The organism is Nocardioides sp. cx-173, from assembly GCF_021117365.1.
GTDB lineage: Bacteria > Actinomycetota > Actinomycetes > Propionibacteriales > Nocardioidaceae > Nocardioides.
Window position 1 is genome coordinate 2,942,878 of sequence record NZ_CP088262.1, and the last position, 21,479, is coordinate 2,964,356.

Genomic DNA, 21,479 nt, shown 5'->3' on the forward strand with positions numbered 1-21,479 from the left:
GGGTGGGGACATGCCTGGACGCATTCCGATCATGGACGTCATGCCCCTCGTGGACCTCGGCAGGCGACCTGCCAAGGCGACCGTCGGGGAGCCGTTCCCCGTCACCGCGACGGTGTTCCGCGAGGGTCACGACCAGCTCGGCGCCGAGGTGGTGCTGATCGACCCGGCGGGCGAGCGCCGCCCACCGCGCCGCATGGAGAAGTACGGCGAGGAGCCCGACGTCTACCGCGCCTGGGTCACTCCCGACTCCGAGGGCGCCTGGACCTTCGAGGTGCAGGCGTGGTCGGACCCGCTGGGCACCTGGGAGCACGACGCCGGCCTGAAGATCCCGGCCGGCGTCGACGTCGACCTGATGTTCCTGGAGGGCCGGCTGCTGCTGGAGCGGGTCAAGGCCGAGGTCCCCAAGAAGGCCAAGGCCGAGCACGCGGTCCTGACGGCCGCGATCAAGGCCGCCAAGGACGTCAAGCGCCCGGTGGAGGCGCGCCTGGCCCAGCTCATGGCGGACGAGCTCTGGGCGGTGCTGCACGCCCACCCGCTGCGCGACCTGCTGAGCGTCGAGGGCCCCTTCCCGGCGTACGCCGACCGCACCCGCGCGCTCTACGGCAGCTGGTATGAGTTCTTCCCGCGCTCCGAGGGCGCCACCCGCGACGAGGCGACCGGCAAGATCACGAGCGGCAGCTTCCGCACGGCCGCGAAGCGGCTGGACGCCGTCGCCGGCATGGGCTTCGACGTGGTCTACCTGCCGCCGGTCCACCCCATCGGCGAGGTGAACCGCAAGGGTCCCAACAACACCCTGACGCCCGGCCCCGACGACCCCGGCTCGCCGTGGGCGATCGGCTCCAAGTACGGCGGTCACGACGCGATCCACCCCGATCTCGGAACCTTCGAGGACTTCGACGCCTTCGTCGCCCGCGCCCGCGAGCTCGGCCTGGAGGTCGCGCTCGACCTGGCGCTGCAGGCGGCGCCCGACCACCCGTGGGTCACGACCCACCCGCAGTTCTTCACCACCCGCGCCGACGGCTCGATCGCCTTCGCCGAGAACCCGCCCAAGAAGTACCAGGACATCTACCCGATCAACTTCGACAACGACCCCGAGGGGATCCGGCAGGAGGTGCTGCGGATCGTCCGGCTCTGGATGTCGCACGGCGTGCGGATCTTCCGGGTCGACAACCCCCACACCAAGCCGCTGCCGTTCTGGGAGTGGCTGCTCGGCGAGGTGCGGCGCACGGACCCGGACGTGATCTTCCTGTCCGAGGCGTTCACGCGCCCGGCGATGATGCACGGGCTGGGCTCGGTGGGCTTCCACCAGTCCTACACGTACTACACGTGGCGCACGGCGCGCTGGGAGCTGGAGCTCTACCTCAAGGAGCTCGCGAGCGAGTCCGACCACCTGATGCGGCCGAACTTCTTCACCAACACCCCCGACATCCTCCACGCCTACCTGCAGTACGGCGGTCCGGCTGCGTTCAAGGTGCGCGCGGCGATCGCGGCGACCAGCTCCCCGAGCTGGGGCGTCTACGCCGGCTACGAGCTCTACGAGCACGTGGCCCTCAAGCCGGGCAGCGAGGAGTACCTGGACTCGGAGAAGTTCCAGATCCGCATCCGCGACTGGGACGCCGCCGCGGCCGAGGGCCGCACGCTGGCGCCGTACCTCACCCGGCTCAACGAGATCCGGCGCACGCACCCGGCGCTGCAGCTGCTGCGCAACATCACCATCCACAGCAGCGACGACGAGAACATCCTCGCCTACTCCAAGGTGGCCTACGACCCGGAGACCGGCGAGCCCGGCGACACGGTGATCGTCGTGGTCAACCTCGACCCGCACGCCACCCGCGAGACCATGGTCCACCTCGACCTCCCGAGCCTCGGCCTGGACTGGCACGACGGCTTCACGGTGCACGACGAGATCACCGGCGAGGACTGGAACTGGGGCCAGCACAACTACGTGCGGCTCGACCCGGGTTACGAGCCCGCCCACATCCTCACCCTCAGGAGGGGTCTGTGACCGACCTGCTGCCCGAGCACACCCAGCCCGAGCCCCGGCCGGCCGACCCGCAGGACCCCTTCCCCGACACCGTCGGCACGACCCCCGACTGGTTCAAGTCGGCGGTCTTCTACGAGGTGATGGTCCGCTCGTTCCGCGACTCCAACGGCGACGGCACCGGCGACTTCAAGGGCCTGACCGAGAAGCTCGACTACCTGGCCTGGCTGGGGGTCGACTGCCTGTGGGTGCCGCCGTTCTTCACCAGCCCGCTGCGCGACGGCGGCTACGACGTCGCCGACTTCACCAACATCCTCCCCGAGGCCGGCACGGTGGAGGACTTCCACCACTTCCTCGACGAGGCCCACAAGCGCGACATCCGCGTGATCATCGACTTCGTCATGAACCACACCAGCGACCAGCACCCGTGGTTCCAGGCCAGCCGGGAGGACCCCGAGGGTCCCTACGGCGACTTCTACGTGTGGTCCGACACCGATGAGCTCTACCAGGACGCGCGGGTCATCTTCGTCGACACCGAGCCCTCCAACTGGACCTGGGACCCGGTCCGCCAGCAGTACTTCTGGCACCGGTTCTTCTCCCACCAGCCGGACCTCAACTACGACAACCCGCTGGTCCACGACGCGATCCTCGAGGCCATCTCGTTCTGGTTCGACATGGGCCTGGACGGCTTCCGCCTCGACGCGGTGCCCTACCTCTACGAGCGTCCCGGCACCAACGGCGAGAACCTGCCGGAGACCCACGAGTTCCTCCGGAAGGTCCGGCGCTTCGTCGACGAGAAGTACCCCGGCCGGATCCTGCTCGCCGAGGCCAACCAGTGGCCGGCCGACGTGGTCGACTACTACGGCGACTTCGACTCCGGTGGGGACGAGTGCCACATGTGCTTCCACTTCCCGGTGATGCCGCGGATCTTCATGGCGGTGCGGCGCGAGTCCCGCTTCCCCATCTCCGAGATCCTGGAGCAGACGCCGCCGATCCCGCACGGCTGCCAGTGGGGCATCTTCCTGCGCAACCACGACGAGCTCACGCTGGAGATGGTCAGCGACGACGACCGTGACTACATGTGGGACGAGTACGCCAAGGACCCCCGCATGAAGGCCAACATCGGCATCCGCCGGCGCCTGGCGCCGCTGCTGGACAACGACACCAACCAGATCGAGCTGTTCAACGCGCTGCTCCTGTCGCTGCCGGGCTCGCCGGTGCTCTACTACGGCGACGAGATCGGAATGGGCGACAACATCTGGCTCGGCGACCGCGACGGGGTCCGCACCCCGATGCAGTGGACGCCCGACCGCAACGCCGGCTTCTCCTCGGCGACGCCGGGCAAGCTGTTCCTCCCGGCGATTCAGGATCCGGTCTACGGGTACCAGTCGGTCAATGTCGAGGCCCAGCTGGAGAACCCGTCCTCGCTGCTGCACTGGACGCGGCGGATGATCCAGGCGCGTCGCCGCCACGACGCCTTCGGGCTCGGCTCGTTCCACGACCTCGGCGGCTCGAACCCCGCCGTGCTGTCCTACGCCCGCGAGCACGTCGGCGAGGACGGCGAGTCCGACATCATCGTGTGCGTCAACAACCTCTCGCGCTTCGCGCAGCCCATCGAGCTGGACCTGCGCCGCTTCGAGGGCATGATCCCGGTCGAGCTGCTCGGGGGCGTGCCGTTCCCGCGCATCGGCGAGCTGCCCTACCTGCTGACGCTGGGCGGCTACGGCTTCTACTGGTTCCGCCTGATCGCGGCGACCGACCAGGGAGAGGGGCAGCTGCTGTGACGCATCTCGAGCCCCAGGTCTTCAGCGACTACCTCGTCCGCACCCGCTGGTTCGGCGGCAAGGGCCGCCCGTTCAACGTCACCGGGTTCCGCCTCGTCGGCGAGGTCCCCGGGCGCGTGGACGACAGCCCCCGGGTGGTCATCCACCTGGTGCAGGTCACCTACGACGACGTCGACGCGGCCGCCCCGGACGCCGTCGAGCTCTACCAGGTCCCGCTGGCGTTCTACGAGCACCCGCAGGGTCGGCTCGACCACGCCTTCGTCGGCTGGTGGGAGGACCCCGAGCACGGCTGGGTCCACGCCTACGACGCCCTGCACGACCGGGAGGCCATGGCCTGCTGGCTGCGCTCGTTCGACGATGCCGCCACGCAGGAGCACGGTCACACCGTCGACCCCGAGACCATGCTGACCTTCCACCGCCTGCCCGGGCACGACCTCGACCGGGACGCCCAGTCGATGCTGTTCACGGGCGAGCAGTCCAACTCCTCGGTCGCCTTCGGCGAGGACGCGCTCATGAAGGTCTTCCGCAAGGTCACCCCCGGGGTCAACCCGGACGTCGCCGTCCACGACGTGCTCACCCGCGCGGGCTCGGACCACATCGCAGCCCTCTACGGCTGGCTCGACGTGCTCGACGCCGACTCCGACGCGGTGATCCAGCTGGCGATGCTGCAGCAGTTCCTGCGCACGGCCACCGACGGCTGGGACCTCGCGCTGGGCAGCGTCCGCTCCCTCTTCGCCGACCCCGAGCTGCACGCCCGTGAGTCCGGCGGCGACTTCGCCGGCGAGGCGACCCGCCTGGGCGAGGCCCTGCGCGAGCTGCACGAGACGCTGCGCGAGTCGTTCGGCTCGCAGAGCATCGAGACCGCCGACCTGGCCGAGCAGATGGGCCAGCGGCTCGCCGCCGCCGAGACCGTCGTACCCGGTCTGGCCGAGCATCACGCCCCGCTCGCCGCGCTCCACGACCGGGTCGCGCGGCTGGGGCGGATCGAGGTCCACCGCATCCACGGCGACCTCCACCTCGGCCAGACCCTGCGCACCAGCAAGGGCTGGAAGGTCGTCGACTTCGAGGGCGAGCCGGCCAAGCCGCTCGCCGAGCGGATGCTGCCCGACTCCCCCTGGCGTGACGTCGCGGGAATGCTGCGCTCCTTCGACTACGTGCCCCACGTGGTCGTGCGCGACCGCGAGGAGGAGGACGACCCGGAGGTCGACGCCCAGCGCACCCAGCGCGGCCAGGAGTGGGCGCACCGCTCCCGCAACCACTTCCTCACCGCCTACGCCGGCGGCGAGCTCAGCGAGACCCAGCGCACCCTGCTCGACGCCTACGTCGCCGACAAGGCCGTCTACGAGACCGTCTACGAGACCCGCAACCGTCCCACCTGGGTGGACATCCCCCTCCAGGCCGTGGCGAGGATCGGAGCCCCATGACCGACACCATCGCACCCGTCCCCACGTCCGAGCTCGACCAGATCATCCACGGCGAGCACGGCGACCCGCACCTGGTGCTGGGGCCGCACGTGCACGACGGGGTCGTCACCGTGCGCGTCCTCAAGCCGCTCGCCTCCTCGGTCGTGGTCCGCCACAGCGGCACCGAGACCGCCCTGGAGCACGAGCACGAGGGGATCTGGGCCGGCGTGCTGACCGGCGAGACCGACGTACCCGACTACCGCCTCGCGGTGTCCTACGACGACGGCCCGATCGAGGTCGACGACCCCTACCGCTTCCTGCCGACGCTCGGCTCGGTGGACCTGCACCTGATCAACGAGGGCCGCCACGAGCAGCTGTGGAACGTCCTCGGCGCGCGCGTGCACCACTACCAGGCGTTCGGCACCACCGTGAGCGGCACGTCGTTCGCCGTGTGGGCTCCCGCGGCCCGGTCCGTGCGCCTCATGGGCGACTTCAACAGCTGGGACGGGCGTGCGCACCCGATGCGCCAGCTGGGCAGCTCGGGCGTCTGGGAGCTCTTCGTCCCCGGCATCGGCGCCGGCACGTCGTACAAGTTCGGCGTGCGGGGAGCCGACGGCGAGTGGCGCGAGAAGGCCGACCCGATGGCGTTCTACGCCGAGGTCGCCCCGGCCACCGCCTCCCGCGTCACCGAGTCCACGCACGTCTGGGGCGACGACGAGTGGATGGCCGCGCGCCGCGACCGGAAGCCGGTCGCCGAGCCGATGGCCACCTACGAGCTGCACCTGGGCTCCTGGAAGCGCCACCCCGGCGGCGGCTTCTGGAGCTACGACGAGCTCGCCGACGACCTGGTCCCCTACCTCTCGGAGCTCGGCTTCACCCACGTCGAGCTGATGCCGGTGATGCAGCACCCGTTCGGCGGGTCGTGGGGCTACCACGTGACGTCGTACTTCGCGCCGGACTCCCGCTACGGCGACCCCGACGGGTTCAAGCGCCTGGTCGACCGCCTGCACCAGGCCGGCATCGGCGTCATCCTCGACTGGGTGCCCGGTCACTTCGCCACCGACGCGTGGGCGCTGGCCCGCTTCGACGGCACCCCGCTCTACGAGGACCCCAACCCCCAGCGCGGGTGGCACAAGGAGTGGGGCTCCCACATCTTCAACTTCGGGCGCCCCGAGGTGCGCAACTTCCTCTACGCCAACGCCCTCTACTGGCTCGAGGAGTTCCACGCCGACGGCCTGCGCGTCGACGGCGTGGCCTCGATGCTCTACCTCGACTACGCGCGCGAGGAGGGCGAGTGGTCGCCCAACAAGCACGGCGGCCGGGAGAACCTCGAGGCGGTGCAGTTCCTGCAGGAGATGAACGCCACCGTCTACAAGCGGGTGCCGGGCATCGTGACCATCGCCGAGGAGTCCACCTCGTGGCCCGGCGTCACCGGCCCCACCAGCGACGGCGGCCTCGGCTTCGGCTTCAAGTGGAACATGGGCTGGATGCACGACTCGCTCGGCTACCTCAAGCGGGAGCCGGTCCACCGGCCCTACCACCACCACGAGATGACCTTCGCGCTCGTCTACGCGTGGGCGGAGAACTACGTCCTGCCCATCTCGCACGACGAGGTCGTCCACGGCAAGGGCTCCCTGCTGCGCAAGATGCCCGGCGACCGGTGGCAGCAGCTGGCCAACCTGCGCGCCTACCTGGCCTACATGTGGGCCCACCCCGGCAAGCAGCTGCTCTTCATGGGCTGCGAGCTCGGCCAGGAGTCGGAGTGGGCCGAGGCCCGCGAGCTCGACTGGTGGCTGCTCGACCACCCCGAGCACCGCGGCGTCCACGACCTGGTGCGCGACCTGAACCACGCCTACGTCGGCTCACCCGCGCTGTGGTCGCGTGACGACGACCCGGCCGGGTTCGAGTGGCTCGACGCCAACGACGCCGGGCGCAGCACCTACTCCTTCGTCCGTCGCGGCGACGGCCCGGACCTGGTCTGCGTCGCCAACTTCCGCGACCACCCGCACGAGGGCTTCCGGCTCGGGCTGCCGTCGGCCGGCACCTGGGAGGAGGTGCTCAACACCGACGCCGAGCTCTACGCGGGCTCGGGCGTGGGCAACCTCGGCAAGGTGGTCGCCGTCGAGGGCGAGCACGGCGGCCAGCCGGCGTACGCCGACATCGTCCTCCCGCCGCTGGCGACGGTGTGGTTCCGCCACGCACCTGAGCAGGGGCCGTCTCGCCCGGTCTCCTAGGGTTGGGCGCGTGAGCGAGCACCCCCGCACCCAGACCGTCGCCGACGGCGTCGCCCGCGTCGTCTGGACGCCGTCGGACGGGGACTGGGCCGCGACCCTGGACGCCGTACGGCGTGAGGTCGAGGCCGCGCTCGTGGCGGGCCACAGCCGGGTCGAGATGCTGGTCGCCCTGGAGGACGAGACCGGCCAGCGGGTGGCCACCTGGTCCGGACTGCGCCGTGAGGGTGTGCGCCGCGGGGTGGACGGCGACCTGGTCGTCTACGCGCGCCTCACCTCCGACGCCTCCGCCGAGGAGCCGGGCGGGTTCCGAGCGCTGCTCAACTCCTTCCTCCCGCGCAAGCGCGCGATCAGCCAGATGCTGATCCGCGACCCCGACGCGCGGGTGCTGCTGTGCCAGCTGACCTACAAGCAGGACTGGGACCTGCCCGGCGGCGTGGTCGAGGTCGGCGAGTCCCCGCAGCTGGCGGTGGCGCGCGAGGTCGAGGAGGAGCTCGGTCTCTCCCTCGAGGCCGGGCCGCTCGTGCTCACCGACTGGCTGCCCCCCTGGGGCGGCTGGGACGACGCGCTGTGCCTGGTCTTCGACGGCGGCGTCCACGACGCCTCGATCACCGACGCCATCGTCATGCAGGCCCGCGAGATCCGGGCGGCGGAGTTCCTGACCCTCGAGCAGGCCCGCGAGCGCTGCGCCGACTTCACCGCCCGCCGCCTCGAGTCCGCCCTCGCCAACCTCGGCGGCGGCCCCGCCTACACCGAGTCCGGCCGCTGACCCGTCACCAACTGCTCGCCCCCACCGCTGACCCGGCAGAAACTTTCTGACGGGTCAGCGGTGGGGTCGGCGAGTTTCTGACGGGTCGGTGTCGGGTGGGGCTGGTGTGACGTCGGGCGGCGGGGAGGCCGCAGCGCCACCAGGACGCCGAGCACGAGCAGCAGGCCGCCAGTCGCCTCGGCCGCGTTGGGCCGCTGGTCGAGCAGCAGCCAGGCCGAGGCCATCGCGACGACCGGAGCGAGCAGCACCCAGGGCACCACGGACGCCGAGCGATTGCGGCTCAGCAGGGTGTTGAAGATGCCGTAGCCCACCAGCGAGGCCAGCCCGGCCGTGTACAGCGTGGCGACCAGCGCCTCCCAGCCGAACGCCGCCATCCCTTCGGCGAGCGCCTCGGGGCCGTCGAGCAGCAGGCTGAGCGCCACCAGCGGGACCGGTACGACGAGTGCCGACCAGACCGTCAGGGACAGACCGCCGCTGACGCCCGAGGCGCGGGACAGGACGTTGCCGACCCCCCAGGAGAGCGCCGCGAGCAGGCAGAGTGCCAGCGCCAGCAGCGGGACCTCCCCGCCGCGACCCACGGCGACGACGACCAGCCCGACCGACCCGAGCGCCACGCCGGCCGCCTGCGCGGCCGTGGGCAGCTCGCGCAGCACGCCGGTGGCGATGAGCACGGTGAAGATGACCTGCGCCTGCAGCACCAGCGCCGCCAGCCCCGGCGGCATCCCCGCCGCCATCCCGACGTACAGGAAGCCGAACTGGCCCAGGGACATGAACACGCCGATCAGCGCCACCACCCGCCAGGGCGCCCGCGGACGGCCGACCAGGAACACCGCCGGCAGCACCACCAGCACGAACCGCGCCGCCAGGAACAGCAGCGGCGGCACCTCGCCCATCCCCCAGTCGATCACCACGAAGTTGAAGCCCCAGACGGTGGCGACCAGGGCGGCGAGAATACAGTCGCGTCGGTTCACGGACCCATGCTGACGGCTGCAACCCGGTAGCACCAGCGAATCCTGATGCCCCTTTCTCGGTAGCATCGCTGCATGATCGATCTGGCCGCCCTCACGTCCCTGCGTGCCGTCGACACCCACGGCTCCGTGGTGGCGGCCGCGGACGCGCTCGGCTTCACGCCCAGCGCGGTGTCGCAGCAGGTGAAGCGGCTGGAGCGCCAGACCGGCGTACCCCTGCTCGAGCGGGTGGGCCGCGGCGTGATGCTCACCCGCCACGGCCGGCACCTCGTGGACGCCGGGGCACGGGTGCTGGGCGACCTCGAGGAGATCGAGTCCGGGCTGCACCGCCAGGCCGAGGCGGTGGCGGGCCACCTGCGCATCGTCGCCTTCTCCACCGCCATGCGCGGCCTGGTGGCGCCCGCCGTACGCCGCCTGCTCGACGCCCATCCCGACCTGACCCTCCAGCTCTCCGAGCGCGAGCCGTGGGACACCGTCGACCTGGTCGCCTCCGGCCAGTGCGAGGTGGGCGTGGTGCACCGCTGGGGCGACGTGGCGCTGGCCATCCCCGGCCATCTGGTCGCGGCCTCGGTGGCCCAGGACGTCGCCGACGTGGTCGTCCACCGCGACCACCCGCTGGCCGGGCGCGGCCGCGTCACGCCTCGCGACCTGGTCGACGAGGGCTGGGTCGCCACCCCGGAGGGCACGATCTGCCGCGAGTGGCTGACCCGCATGTACGACGGCACCGGGCGACTGCCGCGCATCGCCCACCAGTCGATGGAGTTCGACAGCCACCTGGCGATGGTCCGCGCCGGCCTGGGCATCGCGCTCGTGCCCCGGCTCGGTCGGCAGCCGCTCGGCGACGACGTCGTCGCGCTCCCGGCGGCCGATCCGGTCCCCACCCGCGAGGTCCTGGCCCTCCACCGCCGCAGCATGACCGCCTCCCCCGCGGTCGCCGCCGTCCTCGCCGGTCTCTGCGCCGACCCGTCAGAAAGTTTCTGACGGGTCAGCGGTGGGAGCGGACTCTCCAGCGGCCACGAGGTCGCGGGCAGCGACCAGGTCGCGGGCCAGCATGGTGGCGCCCACGACGGCGGCCGGCATGACCACGACCGCGCCGAGGGGCACCAGGAACAGCGCCTGGGCGGTGACGCCGAAGCCGAACACCTCGCTTCGCGCGCCCTTGGCGAGCTCGCTGCGCTGCGCCGCATCGAGGCCGCGCGCCTCGAGCGGGCGGGCCAGGAGGTCACCGGCGAGCATCCAGCCGGACACGGCGATGCCCAGCACGCCGCCGATCACGGTGCCGAACAGCGGCACCGTCCCGGCGACCACGACGACCACGCTCGCGGCCACGCCGACGCCCATGAGCACGACGGCGTCGCGGGTGGCGCGCCAGGCGCTCAGGTCGCCGTCGGGCACGCTGCCGCCCAGCATCAGCTCGGCCTCGCGCCAGATCTTGGCGTAGAACGGCTCGCCCACAGCCAGCGTCAACCCCACGAAGGTGGAGGCGGCCAGCGCCAGCGACCCGACCACGAGCGCGATGGCCACGCTCACCTGCACGGGCACCCGCACCGAGTCAGTGGAGTCTTCGACGAACGGCGTCAGCCACCGCACCAGGTCCGTCAGCTGGAGCAGCAGGGTCACGAGGGCCGCGACCAGCACCAGCGCGACCAGCAGGGCGGGCACCATCCCGAGCAGCATCAGCCCGGGCCGCGTGCGCCACAGCACGAACCCCCGGAAGAGGTAGGGCGACCCAGGTATCACGGCTCCAACGCTCAGAACAGCGCCGAGGCCAGGCTCTGGCGGCCCTTGAGCACCCGCGGGTCGTCGTTGCCGACCGCCGCGAACAGGCCGAGCAGGTGCTCGCGCGCCTGGTTGCGCTCGTCGCCGGCCGAGCGCCGTACCAGCTCGACGAGGCGGCCGAAGGCCGCCTCCACGTCGCCGGCCAGCAGGTCGAGATCGGCCGCGAGGGTCTGCGCGGCCAGGTCGTCGGGCGCGGCGTCGGCGGCCGCGCGGGCGGCGCCGGCGTCGACTCCCTGGGCACGCTGCAGCACCTTGGCCATCGCCAGGCCGGCCGCGGCCTCCACGTCGGCGGGGTTGGCGTCGACCAGCTTCTGGTACTCCGCGACCGCACCGTCGATGTCGTCGTTGGCGAGCGCGTCCTGCGCCGCGGCGTAGCGCGGGTCGACGGCGTCCTCGTCCTCGGCTGCCGCCGGGGCGGCGCCGGACAGCGGCTGGTGGCGCGCGGTCATGCCCTGAGCCGCGAGCTGCTGCATGACCTGGGTCAGCGCCGTGCGCAGCTCCTCGAGCGGCACCACGTCCTGCAGCAGCGGAGCGGGGCGGCCGTCCAGCACCGCGACCAGGAGCGGCAGCGACTGCACCTGCATGGCCTGCGCGATGCCCGGCGACACGTCGACGTCGACCAGGCCGGCCAGGAAGCGGCCCTCGAACTCCCCCGACAGGGTCGCCAGGTCGTCGGCGAGCTGCCCGCTCTCGGGCATCCGCGAGCGGGAGAAGAGCACCAGCAGGACCGGCGCCGTCATCGACCGCTCGATGACCTCCTGGAAGTTCTGCTCCGTCACGTCCAGCGCGTACGACGTGGCGCCGGCCGCACCACCGCCGGCTGGTGCCCGCGGGCCGCCGGTCGGGGCGGAGGGGCTGGGGGCGGGGCGCTTGAGCGCGGAGAGGTCGATCGCTCCGGGTCGGCTGAACGGCTGCTGCGTCATGGGCCCAATCCTAGGGTGATGGCGCCCGGCGCGCGGGCGGCCGTCCCGTCTGCGTGGCAGGCTGCAGGCATGCGAATCTCTCGGGCTGCCGCGGCGAGCGCCGCGGCCTTCACACTGCTGACCACATCGACGGTCGCCGGGCTCTCGGCCGGCTCCGCCTCTGCCGGCCCCGCCTCCGCCGAGCGCGGCCATCCCCGCGGTCACGGCCACCACGGGCACGACCGACACGACACGGTGCGCTTCCAGACCTTCAACGCCTCGCTGAACCGCGCGCGGGCAGGCGAGCTCGTCGAGGACCTGGCCACGCCGGACGACCCCCAGGCCGCGGCGGTGGCCGAGATCATCCAGCGCACCCGGCCCGACGTGCTCTTGCTCAACGAGTTCGACTACGTGCCCGGCGGCGCGGCGGTCGACCTGTTCCGCGAGCACTACCTGGAGGTCGCCCAGGACGGCGCCCGGCCGATCCACTACCGCTACGCCTACGTGGCGCCCTCCAACACCGGCGTCCCCAGCGGCCACGACCTGGACAACAACGGCAGCGTCGGCGGCGGCAACGACGCCTTCGGCTTCGGCGACTTCGAGGGCCAGTACGGCATGGTCGTGCTCAGCAGGCACCCGATCGTCACCAGCCGGGTCCGGACCTTCCAGCGCTTCCTCTGGAAGGACCTGCCGGGCGCGATGCTGCCCGACGACCCGGCCACCGCCGCCCCGCGCGACTGGTACTCCCCCGCCGAGCTCGAGGACGTCCGGCTCTCCAGCAAGTCCCACTGGGACGTCCCGGTGCGAGTCGGGCGGCGTACCGTCCACTTCCTGGTCTCCCATCCCACCCCGCCGACCTTCGACGGCGCGGAGGACCGCAACGGCGCCCGCAACCACGACGAGATCCGGTTCTGGGCCGACTACGTCGACGGGCGCCGCTACTTCTACGACGACCAGGGCCGCCGCGGCGGCCTGGCGCGCGGTGAGCGGTTCGTGGTCGCCGGCGACCAGAACAGCGACCCCGCCGACGGCGACTCCGTCGCGGGGGCGATCCAACAGCTCCTGGACCACCCGCGCGTGCAGGATCCGCGGCCGTCCTCGCGCGGCGCCGTAGAAGCGGCGGCCCTTCAGGGCGGCGCCAACGCCGCGCACGAGTCCGACCCGCGCTTCGACACCGCCGACTTCAGCGACGTCCCGGCGCCGGGCAACCTGCGCGCCGACTACGTGCTTCCCTCACGCGGGCTCAAGGTGCGCGCGGCCGGCGTCTTCTGGCCGGTGCGCGCGGACCCGCTGTCGCGGCTCACGGGCGAGTACCCGTTCCCGTCCTCGGACCACCGCGCGGTCTGGATCGACCTGCGCCTCTGAGGCTCAGGCGAGCCCCAGCTCCGCGGCCTCCTCCCAGAGGTCGTCGCGGACGCTGGGGTGCGCGGCGTGCTCGATGATCTGGCGGGCCTGCTCGCGCTGGTCCTGGCCGAAGATCTCGGCGAGCCCCTGCTCGGTCACGATCGCGCTCATCTGGAACGACGTGACGGGCTCGTCGACGAGCGCCACGACCGTGGAGACGTCGGCCTTGGGGTGCCAGGAGCGCAGGGCGATGAACGCCTGGCCGCCGGTGCTGTGCAAGGCACCCACGATGAAGTCGGTCTGGCCGCCCGTACCGGAGTGAATCCGAGCGCCGATGCGTGAGGCGTTGGCCTGACCGAAGAGGTCCACCTGCAGGGCGGTGTTGACGCTGACCATGGCCGGGTTGCCCGCGATCCGAGCGGGGTCGTTGGTGACCTCGGTACGCACCATCTCGACCCGCTCGTTGCCGTCGACCCACTCGAAGAGCTCGGGCGAGCCGAACAGGAAGGACGCGGAGATCGGGACCTCCCGGTCCAGCGCCCCCGCTCGCTCGAGGGCCAGCACGCTGTCGGAGAACATCTCGGTCCAGATCCGCAGCCCGCGCCGGCCGGCCAGCCCGTGCATCGTGGCGTCCGGCACGGCCCCGATCCCCGCCTGCAGGGTGGCGCCGTCGCCCACCCGGGCGGCGACCAGCTCGCCGATGCGCGCCGAGGCGTCGTCGATCGGCGTACCGGCCGCGTGCGCCAGGGGCGTGTCGGCCTCCACGAGCACGTCGATGTGCTCGAGCTCGACCAGCGCGTCGCCGTAGGTCCACGGCAGGTGGTCGTTGACCTGAGCGATGACCAGGCCGCCACGGCTGCGGACCGCCTCGATGGCCGCCGGCAGCACGTTGACCTCGACCCCCATCGAGACCTGCCCGTTGCGCGGCCTGGTCGTGTGCAGGACCACCGCGTCCGGCGCCATCACCCCGGCGAACAGCAGCGGCACCAGGGACAGGCGCGAGGGCACGTAGCTCAGCCTCGGGCTGCGCCGCTGTCCGGGCCCGACGAACGACGTCTCGAGGACCACGCCCTCGCGGTCGGGCAGCCCGTGCTGGCCGTTGAGCGCCCAGAGCCGGTACGTCGGCACCACCGCGTCGATCAGGCTCAGGGTGTGCCACGGCGTGGCGTGGTTCCCGGCGATGACGATCCGGGGGTTGGCGGGCAGGGCAGCGAGGGCACGGTCGAGGTCCACGGGGACGATTCCATCAGAGTCGCCCCGCTGGCGCCCGGGCCCGAGGTCCCATGGACCCGGGACCTCCTTCTCATCGCTCCCAGACGAGGAGCCGCCCGTCGCGGACCTCGACCCGGCGGGGCGGCCTGGGCGTCGGGTGCCCACGGAGGTGCTCGAGCAGGGGGCGGCGCCCGCCCACGCTCACGTCGCCGTCGGTGAAGCGGACGTGGGGGTCCAGCAGGTCCCGCAGGCGTGGCCAGTCCTGGGAGTCGGCGGCGTCCCACGCGGCCGACGCGGGCGCCGGGAGCTCCGGCAGCTCGTGCAGCATGGCCGGCGTGCACAGGCGCCAGGCGTCGGTCACCAGCTCGCGCATCTCGTCGTGGTCCAGCCGCGCCAGGCGGGCACAGACCCATTGGTAGCGCAGGTCGCGCGCCGGCGGCATGAGGAACGGCTCGGGATCCGACTCGACCAGCCCCTCGCGCTCGGCCCTCGGGTAGCCGAAGCCCATCACCGCCTCGTCCCCGGTGAACGCGACGAACACGAGCTGGCGCACCTTCAGCTTGGCGCGACCGCCGAGGTGCGCCTCGTAGGCCCGTGGCAGCGCCAGACCCACCCGGCGTACGTCGTCGGCCGTGACCATCGGCTCAGAAGTCGCCGGCCTGGCGGCGTACCGGCCGCAGGAGCTCGGAGAGCGCACGCAGGTCGTCCTCGCTCATCGCGCTCAGCGCGAACCGGCTCTCCACCAGGTCCTTGGTCGCGGCCTCGACCACGGCGCGTCCCTGGTCGGTGATCTCGGCGAGCACCGCCCGGCCGTCGTCGGGGTGGCGGCGACGGCTGATGTGGCCCGCCGCCTCCAGGCGCTGCACGATCGAGGTGACCGACGTGGGGTGGACCTGCAGCCGCTCTCCCATCTTGCCCAGCGGGAGCGAGCCGCGAGAGGAGAAGACCAGCAGCACCAGCGCCTCGTAGCGGGCGAAGGTCAGCCCGTGCGGCTTGAGCAGCGCGTCGAGCTGGCCGATGACCAGCTGCTGCACCCGCATCAGCGAGGTGACCGCGTGCATGGAGACCACGCCGTCCCAGCGCTGCTGCCACTGCCGGGCGGCCTCGTCGATGGGGTCGAAGGGCAGGGACATGGTGCGGCCATCTTGGCAGCCCTCGACCACCGCCGCGACCCTGTGCACAATCCCGCGGGGCTGGGCATACCCGCCGCGGCGACCTACCGTCGAAGGATGACGGTGCCCGATCTGGCCCTGCAGCTCCTGACCGCCGAGGAGCCGGCCGGGTTGCTCCCGGCCCGGGAGCAGATGGCGCTCTCGCTCGGCTGGCACATCATCCTCGCGTGCTTCGGGGTCGCCTTCCCGACGATGATCTTCGTGGTCCACCGACGCGGCATCGTGCGCGACGACCCGGTCGCCCTGGACCTGGCCAAGCGCTGGTCGAAGGTCTCGGCGGTGCTGTTCGCCATCGGCGCCGTGTCCGGCACAGTCCTCAGCTTCGAGATGGGCCTGCTCTGGCCGGGACTCATGGGACCGTTCGGGGACGTCCTGGGCCTGCCGTTCGCGTTCGAGGGCCTGTCCTTCTTCATCGAGGCGATCTTCCTCGGCATCTACCTCTACGGCTGGGGCCGGCTGCCACCGCGTCGCCACCTGCTGATGCTGGTGCCGATGGCGATCGCCGGCGTGGTGGGCACGTTCTGCGTGATCTCGGTCAACGCCTGGATGAACGCCCCTGCCGGCTTCCGGATGGTCGACGGAGAGGTCACCGACGTCAACCCGTGGGCGGCCATGTTCAACGACCTGGTGTGGCTGCAGTTCGCACACATGTGGGTCGCGGCGTTCATGGTCGTGGGCTTCCTCGTCTCCGGCGTGTACGCCGTCGGGATGCTGCGCGGGCGACGCGACCCCCACCACCGCCTGGGCTTCCTCGTGCCGTTCGTGTTCGCAACCGTGGCCGCACTGGCCCAGCCGGTCATCGGCCACCTGCTCGGTGGCAACCTCGGCGACCGGCAGCCGGCCAAGCTGGCGGCGTTCGAGCTCGCAGAGACGACCGAGAGCCCCTCCCCCCTGCGGATCGGCGGGCTGCTCATCGACGGCGAGGTGCGATGGGCGATCGACATCCCGGTGCTCGGCTCGCTGATCGCGCAGAACTCCTTCTCCGCGCCCGTGCCGGGGCTCGACACCATCCCGGTGGACGAGCGACCGCCCGTGAATCTGACGCACTGGGCGTTCCAGGTCATGGTCGGGATCGGCACCCTGCTGTTCCTGGCCGTCCTGCTCTTCTGGTTCGTGCGGTGGCGCGGTCGAGACCTGTTGGAGAATCGGTGGTTCCTGCGCTTCGCGGTCGCCGCGGGGCCCCTGGCGGTGCTCGCCCTCGAGGCCGGCTGGGTCGCGACCGAGGTGGGACGGCAGCCCTGGGTGGTCTACGGCGTCCTGCGCACGGCCGACGCGGCCGGCAGCAACTCCTGGCTGTGGTGGCTGCTCGCGGCGACGGTCGTCGTCTACGCGGGCATGACCGTCGGCGCGGTGGTCATTCTGCGCTCGATGGCTCGACGCTGGCGTGAGGGCGAGACGGAGCTGCCGAGCCCCTACGGCCCGGAGTCCGCCGAGGAGGTGGCACGGTGAGCCTCCCCATGCTGGTCGCGGCGGCGCTGTTCGTGGGCGTCCTGGCTTACGCGCTGTTCGGCGGCGCGGACTTCGGCTCCGGGTTCTACGATCTGACCGCCGGCAGCGCGACCCGCGGTGCCGAGCTGCGCACGCTGGTCGACCACAGCATCGGGCCGGTGTGGGAGGCCAACCACGTCTGGCTGATCTACGTCCTCGTGATGTGGTGGACGGCGTTCCCGGAGACCTTCGCCAGCACCATGTCCACGCTGATCTTCCCCATGCTCTTCGCGCTCCTGGGGATCGTGCTGCGCGGCGCGAGCTTCGCCTTCCGCAAGTACTCCGCCACCCTGGGCCAGGCGAGGCTCTTCGGTGCCGTCTTCGCCTCGTCGTCGATCGTCACGCCGTTCTTCCTGGGGGCCGTGGCGGGCGCCATCGCCTCGGGGCGGGTCCCCGCGACCGGCCGCGGCGACCTGTGGACCTCCTGGCTCACCCCCACCTCCCTCTTCGGCGGGCTCATCGCCGTCGGCACCTGCGCGTTCCTCGCCGGCACCTTCCTCACCGCCGACGCCGTCCGGTCCGGACACGAGGCGCTCTCCGAGCAGCTGCGCCGACGCAGCCTCGCCGTCGGCCTGGTCACGGGGGCGGTCGTCTTCGCCGCCCTCGTCCCCCTCACCCGCGACGCCCCCACCCTCACCGAGGGCCTGGCCGGGCGCGCGGCGCCGCTGGTCGTGCTCTCCGCGCTGGCCGGGACGGCGACCCTGGTGCTGCTGGTGCGCCGTCGGCCCGCCGAGGCCCGCGTCACGGCGGTCACCGCGGTCGCCTCGGTCATCTTGGGCTGGGGGGTCGCGCAGTACCCCTACCTGCTGGTCGACGAGATCACGATCGCCGACGCCGCCGGCGCTCCGGCCACGCTCCGGGCACTGATGGTCGCGGTGGTGCTCGCGGGCATCATCGTGGTCCCCGCGCTGGTCTACCTCTTCCGCCTCACCCAGAGCGAGTCCTGGTCGCGCCACTGATCGAGGGCGAGCCACTCGGAGCCACTCGGGCCGCGGCGCAACGGCGATGGAACCGAAGCGCGGCCCCGCGTTGTCTGGTGAGATGACGGCGCAAGACGGCCGAGACGGGAGCCTCACGATGGAGCGGGACGCGGACTTCGCGGCGTACGCCGCCGGCCGCTGGACGTCGCTCGTCCGCTCCGCGGTGCTGCTCGGCTGCGCGCACGCCGACGCCGAGGACCTCGCCCAGGCCACGCTGCTCAAGGCGTGGAGCAGTTGGGCGCGGGTGCGGCGCGCCGACGACCCCGATGCCTACGTCTACCGGATCCTGGTCAACACGCTCTCGACCAGCCGTCGCAGGCGGTGGAGGGGCGAGCGTCCCACCGACCGCACCCCGGACCGTGCGGTGGCCGACGCCAGCCTCGACGTGGAGCTGCGCGACACCGTGGTCCGCGCCGTCGGCAGGCTGCCTCCCGCCCAGCGCGCGGTGCTGGTGCTGCGCTTCGTCGCCGACCTCAGCGAGCGCGCCACCGCCGAGGCGCTCGGGATCCCCGTCGGCACTGTCAAGAGTCGCGTCTCGCGCGCCCTGGCCGCCGTCGACCTCGCCGAGCTCGCCCAGGAGGAGCTGTGACCGACCACCACCTCGACCGCCGGGTGGCGCTGCTTCGCCGCGTCGCCGACGGCGTGCCCGTCGGGCCGCTGCACACCGACCTCTTGCTCGCCACCGCCCACCGCCGCCGCCGGCAGCGCCGGGCGGCTGCGCTGGCCGCCGCCACCGTCCTGGTGGTGGCCGGCGGCACCGCCGCGGTCGGACTGACCGGCGACGCCCCCTCGCGTCACGGGGACGACGCACTCGTGACGCAGCCGGCGCCCACCCCCGAGACCCGTCTGGTCGGCGTCGGCCGGCTTGCGGTGGAGGTCCCGGCGGACTGGCCCAGCGGCAAGGCCGCGTGCTCCGGCTTCTCGGTCCCGGAGCCGACGGTGTTCAACGCCGACTTCGGAGGCGGCGGGCGCGGCTGCTTGATCACCGAGCCCGCGCCGTACGTCGCGACGGTCACCGGCCACCGGACGGACGGGGTCGAGGTCTCGGTCGGGGTCGAAGAGCTCACGTCGGTCGACGTCCCTGGCGGCGAGGTGCTGGCCTCGGCGGAGCCGACGACTGCCGGTGGACTGGTGACGATGGTCCTCAGCCACGACCCGTCCGGCCTCCTCCAGGTGGCCACCCGGAGCGAGGCGGAGACCCGCGCCATCGTCGAGAGCGCCCGCATCGTGCCCCCGGGCCACGTCGCCGTGCCGTGGACGCCCGAGGCGATCGAAGCCGCAGGCCTGGTCGTCGAGGAGGTGCCGGTCGACACCGACGCTCGGTTCACCGACGGCTACGTCCTCGGCACGCAGCCGGGCGGAGGCAGCGTCGTGCCCGCCGGCTCCACCGTCCGCGTCCGGGTCGCCCGAAACACAGCGTGGCCGCCCGGTGAGCCGGGGCCGGCGATCAGCTGCGTCTACACCTACCCCGAGGACCTCCCCGAGCGGGCGCAGGCCGTGGCCGGGACGGTGACCGAGGTGCGGCTCGGGAGGTACGACGGCGACGCCGGCGCGACTGCGGCGACGGTGACCCTGGCGGTTGACGAGTGGTTCCGCGGCGGCTCGGGGCCGACCGTCGTGCTCCACACCGTCGACCTCATGCTCCCCGACCGGCCGCAGGACGCGGTCGGCGTCAGGATCCTCGCCGCCTTCGGCCCGACGCGGGACATGATGGCCTGCGGCTTCACCCGCTCCTGGGACGAGAAGACGGCCCGCGCCTGGCGGGACGCGGTGGGCTAGCGGCCGGCCAGACGCAGCGGCAACTTTCCTCGGGGTGCGGAGCGTCCCAGCGCCGTGACCCTCTCGCGCGCCCGCGGCCTCGCCGCCGTGCTCACCGCCGCCGCGATCGTCGTCCTCGGTGCCGTCCTGCTGACCCCCGGCGGCCCGGACCGGGATGGAGGGCACCCAGGCGGACGCGACCTGGCTCCGGTCACCCCCGCGCCCGAGCCGGCACCGTCTCCGAGGCCCGATCCGGCGGCCATCGTGGACGACCCGCGGGCCTCCATCGCGGAGCTGACGGTCCGCGCCTCCGACCCGGACGTGCGCAGTGTCGTATGGCGGCTGTGCCGGACCCCGCGCTGCCGGCGCAGCGACGAGGCCCTCGCGGTCACCGACGACGGCTTCGTCACCCGGCACCTGGTGCCGCTCCCCACCAACCTCTTTGCCACGCCCATGGACGGGGTGCTCCTCCTGGGCAACGGGCCCGCGGCCCGCATCGTCCAGCCGGACGGCTCGGTCACGCCGGTCAGGTGGGATGCCGGGGAGCCCGGGCCGCTGCGCGAGGGCGAGCACCTGGTGACCACCCGCGCGTTCGGCGCGATCCACGCGGTGGACCCGGCGACCGGCCGTGGCCACCGGGTCTCGGCGCCCCGGGGGGTCATCGACGTGGTGCGAGACGGTGACGGCATGCTCCGCGGCCGGCTGCTCGACGGCGCGCGGCGCTACGTCGCCTCCGCGGACGGCGGCGGCACCTGGGCGACGAGCCCGGAGCCGGCCGCGGCGAGCGGGCTCCTCACCAGCCTGGTGCCCTCGGCGTCGACCGCGCGCGCCATGGTCAGCGGCGGCGACGGGGCGACCTTCCTGCCCTTCGAGCTGGTCCACCGCAGCGACGACGCCGGCGAGACCTGGACCAGCTGGGAGCAGTCGGCGCGTCCCATGGCCTACGTCAACCGCGGACTGGCGGTACTGCCCGACGGACGGCTCCTGGCCGACCTCATGGGCGGAGGCAGCCCGAGGCTGGGCCAGGTGGGCCGGCTTCCGTCCGGCCTCTGGGTCAGCGCAGGGGCGGACTGGTCGAGCCTGTCCCCCGTGAGAATGGGCCCGCCGTTCGACGCGCTGGACCTGCGCCGCGAGTTCTCACCCGTCTACGGCATCGTGGTCGACCATGACGCCGTCACCGTCTACGCCGTCACGAGCGCCCCGAACCAGACGCTCTGGGCGTCGGTCGACGCGGGAGTCACCTGGCGCCAGGTGAGCTCACGCTAGAGGGCGGCGAGCCGCTCCTGCATGCTGGCGGCCACCTTGTCCGCGAGCACCTTGAGCGCCACCGGCAGGAGCGGCTCGGCCAGCTTGGCCGCGCCGTGCGGGGAGAACTCCGCGTGGTAGGTCACCGAGGTGCCGGTCGCCGTGCGCGCGAACGTCATCGTGTCGAGGAGGTCGAGCGAGCCGGCGTCGCCGGCAAGCTGGAGCCGCTCGTTCACGATGTGCTCGGTGACGACGTAGCGGACCTCGGTCTCGTGGCCGAGCAGCTTCGAGACGTTCGTGTACGTCGTGCCGACGCCGCCGTCGCCGGAGGTGCGCACGGTCGAGACCGTCGGCGGATCCCACTCCTCGGTGGTCGTGAAGTCCGAGAGGTAGGTCCAGACCTTCTCGAGGGGCTGGTCCACGGTCACGGTGCGCTCGACGCTGGGCATCCTTCCCGTTGCCC

General features: G+C 72.5%; 19 protein-coding genes. 12 read left to right on the plus strand and 7 right to left on the minus strand.

Translation table 11 applies throughout. The features are described 5' to 3' along the window. Positions 1 to 10 precede the first annotated feature (10 nt). Genes LQ940_RS14270 through LQ940_RS14290 form a run of 5 tightly spaced genes read left to right on the plus strand, consistent with a single transcriptional unit; the run spans position 11 to position 8,168 of the window. The gene (locus LQ940_RS14270; RefSeq protein ID WP_231243961.1) at positions 11 to 2,005 is read left to right on the plus strand and encodes an alpha-1,4-glucan--maltose-1-phosphate maltosyltransferase; all 1,995 of its coding nucleotides are present in this window, start codon (positions 11 to 13) and stop codon (positions 2,003 to 2,005) included. Then, positions 2,002 to 3,765, plus strand: coding sequence for a maltose alpha-D-glucosyltransferase (treS, locus tag LQ940_RS14275; RefSeq protein ID WP_231243960.1), 1,764 nt, complete (start codon positions 2,002 to 2,004; stop codon positions 3,763 to 3,765). Before LQ940_RS14270 ends, treS begins: the two co-directional genes overlap by 4 nt. Then, on the plus strand, positions 3,762 to 5,189 hold the full coding sequence (locus LQ940_RS14280) for a maltokinase N-terminal cap-like domain-containing protein (RefSeq protein ID WP_231243959.1): 1,428 nt from the start codon (positions 3,762 to 3,764) through the stop codon (positions 5,187 to 5,189). Before treS ends, LQ940_RS14280 begins: the two co-directional genes overlap by 4 nt. After that, positions 5,186 to 7,402: a 1,4-alpha-glucan branching protein GlgB gene (gene glgB, locus LQ940_RS14285; protein ID WP_231243958.1), complete on the plus strand. Its 2,217-nt coding sequence runs from the start codon at positions 5,186 to 5,188 to the stop codon at positions 7,400 to 7,402. Before LQ940_RS14280 ends, glgB begins: the two co-directional genes overlap by 4 nt. A 10-nt stretch (positions 7,403 to 7,412) precedes the next feature. Further along, positions 7,413 to 8,168: an NUDIX domain-containing protein gene (locus tag LQ940_RS14290; protein WP_231243957.1), complete on the plus strand. Its 756-nt coding sequence runs from the start codon at positions 7,413 to 7,415 to the stop codon at positions 8,166 to 8,168. Here the strand turns inward: LQ940_RS14290 and LQ940_RS14295 are convergent. Continuing rightward, positions 8,147 to 9,139, minus strand: a complete 993-nt coding sequence (locus LQ940_RS14295) for an EamA family transporter (RefSeq protein WP_231243956.1) — start codon at positions 9,137 to 9,139, stop codon at positions 8,147 to 8,149. The two genes, LQ940_RS14290 and LQ940_RS14295, sit on opposite strands and share 22 nt — an antisense overlap. A gap of 72 nt (positions 9,140 to 9,211) precedes the next feature. Here LQ940_RS14295 and LQ940_RS14300 point away from each other — a divergent pair, with 72 nt between their 5' ends. Further along, positions 9,212 to 10,117, plus strand: coding sequence for a LysR family transcriptional regulator (locus LQ940_RS14300; RefSeq protein ID WP_231243955.1), 906 nt, complete (start codon positions 9,212 to 9,214; stop codon positions 10,115 to 10,117). Here LQ940_RS14300 and LQ940_RS14305 read toward each other — a convergent pair. Together LQ940_RS14305 and LQ940_RS14310 are read right to left on the minus strand one after the other, a co-directional pair. Then, the gene (locus tag LQ940_RS14305) at positions 10,103 to 10,876 is read right to left on the minus strand and encodes an EI24 domain-containing protein (protein ID WP_231243954.1); all 774 of its coding nucleotides are present in this window, start codon (positions 10,874 to 10,876) and stop codon (positions 10,103 to 10,105) included. The two genes, LQ940_RS14300 and LQ940_RS14305, sit on opposite strands and share 15 nt — an antisense overlap. Positions 10,877 to 10,887: 11 nt before the next feature. Then, positions 10,888 to 11,838: a co-chaperone YbbN gene (locus LQ940_RS14310; RefSeq protein WP_231243953.1), complete on the minus strand. Its 951-nt coding sequence runs from the start codon at positions 11,836 to 11,838 to the stop codon at positions 10,888 to 10,890. A 69-nt stretch (positions 11,839 to 11,907) separates the two neighbouring features. On the opposite strand from LQ940_RS14310, the gene LQ940_RS14315 reads away from it, so the two are divergent. Next, a complete protein-coding gene (locus LQ940_RS14315) occupies positions 11,908 to 13,182 on the plus strand; it encodes an endonuclease/exonuclease/phosphatase family protein (RefSeq protein WP_231243952.1) in 1,275 nt (424 codons plus the stop codon). A 3-nt stretch (positions 13,183 to 13,185) separates the two neighbouring features. Here the strand turns inward: LQ940_RS14315 and LQ940_RS14320 are convergent, their stop codons facing one another. The 3 genes from LQ940_RS14320 to LQ940_RS14330 all read right to left on the minus strand — a co-directional run bounded on the left by LQ940_RS14320 (position 13,186) and on the right by LQ940_RS14330 (position 15,506). After that, entirely contained in the window at positions 13,186 to 14,394 is a 1,209-nt protein-coding gene (locus LQ940_RS14320) for an acetyl-CoA hydrolase/transferase family protein (RefSeq protein WP_231243951.1), read from the minus strand. A gap of 70 nt (positions 14,395 to 14,464) precedes the next feature. Next, positions 14,465 to 15,070 (minus strand): MmcQ/YjbR family DNA-binding protein, encoded by a 606-nt coding sequence (locus tag LQ940_RS14325; RefSeq protein WP_231243950.1) that lies wholly within the window; start codon positions 15,068 to 15,070, stop codon positions 14,465 to 14,467. Continuing rightward, positions 15,018 to 15,506 carry a MarR family winged helix-turn-helix transcriptional regulator gene (locus tag LQ940_RS14330; protein ID WP_231243949.1) on the minus strand — a complete coding sequence of 163 codons (489 nt, stop codon included), beginning with the start codon at positions 15,504 to 15,506 and terminating at the stop codon, positions 15,018 to 15,020. The genes LQ940_RS14325 and LQ940_RS14330 overlap by 53 nt, the downstream gene beginning before the upstream one ends. 96 nt (positions 15,507 to 15,602) lie before the next feature. Here LQ940_RS14330 and LQ940_RS14335 point away from each other — a divergent pair, with 96 nt between their 5' ends. From LQ940_RS14335 to LQ940_RS14355, 5 genes are all read left to right on the plus strand, one after another. Next, the gene (locus tag LQ940_RS14335; RefSeq protein WP_231243948.1) at positions 15,603 to 16,994 is read left to right on the plus strand and encodes a cytochrome ubiquinol oxidase subunit I; all 1,392 of its coding nucleotides are present in this window, start codon (positions 15,603 to 15,605) and stop codon (positions 16,992 to 16,994) included. Further along, positions 16,991 to 17,992 carry a cytochrome d ubiquinol oxidase subunit II gene (locus tag LQ940_RS14340; protein ID WP_231243947.1) on the plus strand — a complete coding sequence of 334 codons (1,002 nt, stop codon included), beginning with the start codon at positions 16,991 to 16,993 and terminating at the stop codon, positions 17,990 to 17,992. Before LQ940_RS14335 ends, LQ940_RS14340 begins: the two co-directional genes overlap by 4 nt. 82 nt (positions 17,993 to 18,074) lie before the next feature. Continuing rightward, positions 18,075 to 18,602, plus strand: a complete 528-nt coding sequence (locus LQ940_RS14345) for a SigE family RNA polymerase sigma factor (RefSeq protein ID WP_231243946.1) — start codon at positions 18,075 to 18,077, stop codon at positions 18,600 to 18,602. Continuing rightward, on the plus strand, positions 18,599 to 19,792 hold the full coding sequence (locus LQ940_RS14350; RefSeq protein ID WP_231243945.1) for a PASTA domain-containing protein: 1,194 nt from the start codon (positions 18,599 to 18,601) through the stop codon (positions 19,790 to 19,792). Before LQ940_RS14345 ends, LQ940_RS14350 begins: the two co-directional genes overlap by 4 nt. 54 nt (positions 19,793 to 19,846) lie before the next feature. Beyond that, positions 19,847 to 21,037: a hypothetical protein gene (locus tag LQ940_RS14355; RefSeq protein WP_231243944.1), complete on the plus strand. Its 1,191-nt coding sequence runs from the start codon at positions 19,847 to 19,849 to the stop codon at positions 21,035 to 21,037. Here LQ940_RS14355 and LQ940_RS14360 read toward each other — a convergent pair. Next, positions 21,034 to 21,465 (minus strand): SRPBCC family protein, encoded by a 432-nt coding sequence (locus LQ940_RS14360; RefSeq protein WP_231243943.1) that lies wholly within the window; start codon positions 21,463 to 21,465, stop codon positions 21,034 to 21,036. The two genes, LQ940_RS14355 and LQ940_RS14360, sit on opposite strands and share 4 nt — an antisense overlap. Between the last annotated feature and the right edge of the window lie 14 nt (positions 21,466 to 21,479).

What these genes read in the sequence shown, in the direction of transcription:
- LQ940_RS14300 (WP_231243955.1), top strand. Translation starts at nt 9,212, where the DNA reads ATGATCGATCTGGCCGCCCTCACGTCCCTGCGTGCCGTCGACACCCAC.
- LQ940_RS14335 (WP_231243948.1), top strand. Translation starts at nt 15,603, where the DNA reads ATGACGGTGCCCGATCTGGCCCTGCAGCTCCTGACCGCCGAGGAGCCG.
- LQ940_RS14345 (WP_231243946.1), top strand. Translation starts at nt 18,075, where the DNA reads ATGACGGCGCAAGACGGCCGAGACGGGAGCCTCACGATGGAGCGGGAC.
- LQ940_RS14330 (WP_231243949.1), bottom strand. Translation starts at nt 15,506, where the DNA reads ATGTCCCTGCCCTTCGACCCCATCGACGAGGCCGCCCGGCAGTGGCAG.
- LQ940_RS14360 (WP_231243943.1), bottom strand. Translation starts at nt 21,465, where the DNA reads ATGCCCAGCGTCGAGCGCACCGTGACCGTGGACCAGCCCCTCGAGAAG.
- LQ940_RS14310 (WP_231243953.1), bottom strand. Translation starts at nt 11,838, where the DNA reads ATGACGCAGCAGCCGTTCAGCCGACCCGGAGCGATCGACCTCTCCGCG.
- glgB (WP_231243958.1), top strand. Translation starts at nt 5,186, where the DNA reads ATGACCGACACCATCGCACCCGTCCCCACGTCCGAGCTCGACCAGATC.
- LQ940_RS14315 (WP_231243952.1), top strand. Translation starts at nt 11,908, where the DNA reads ATGCGAATCTCTCGGGCTGCCGCGGCGAGCGCCGCGGCCTTCACACTG.
- LQ940_RS14270 (WP_231243961.1), top strand. Translation starts at nt 11, where the DNA reads ATGCCTGGACGCATTCCGATCATGGACGTCATGCCCCTCGTGGACCTC.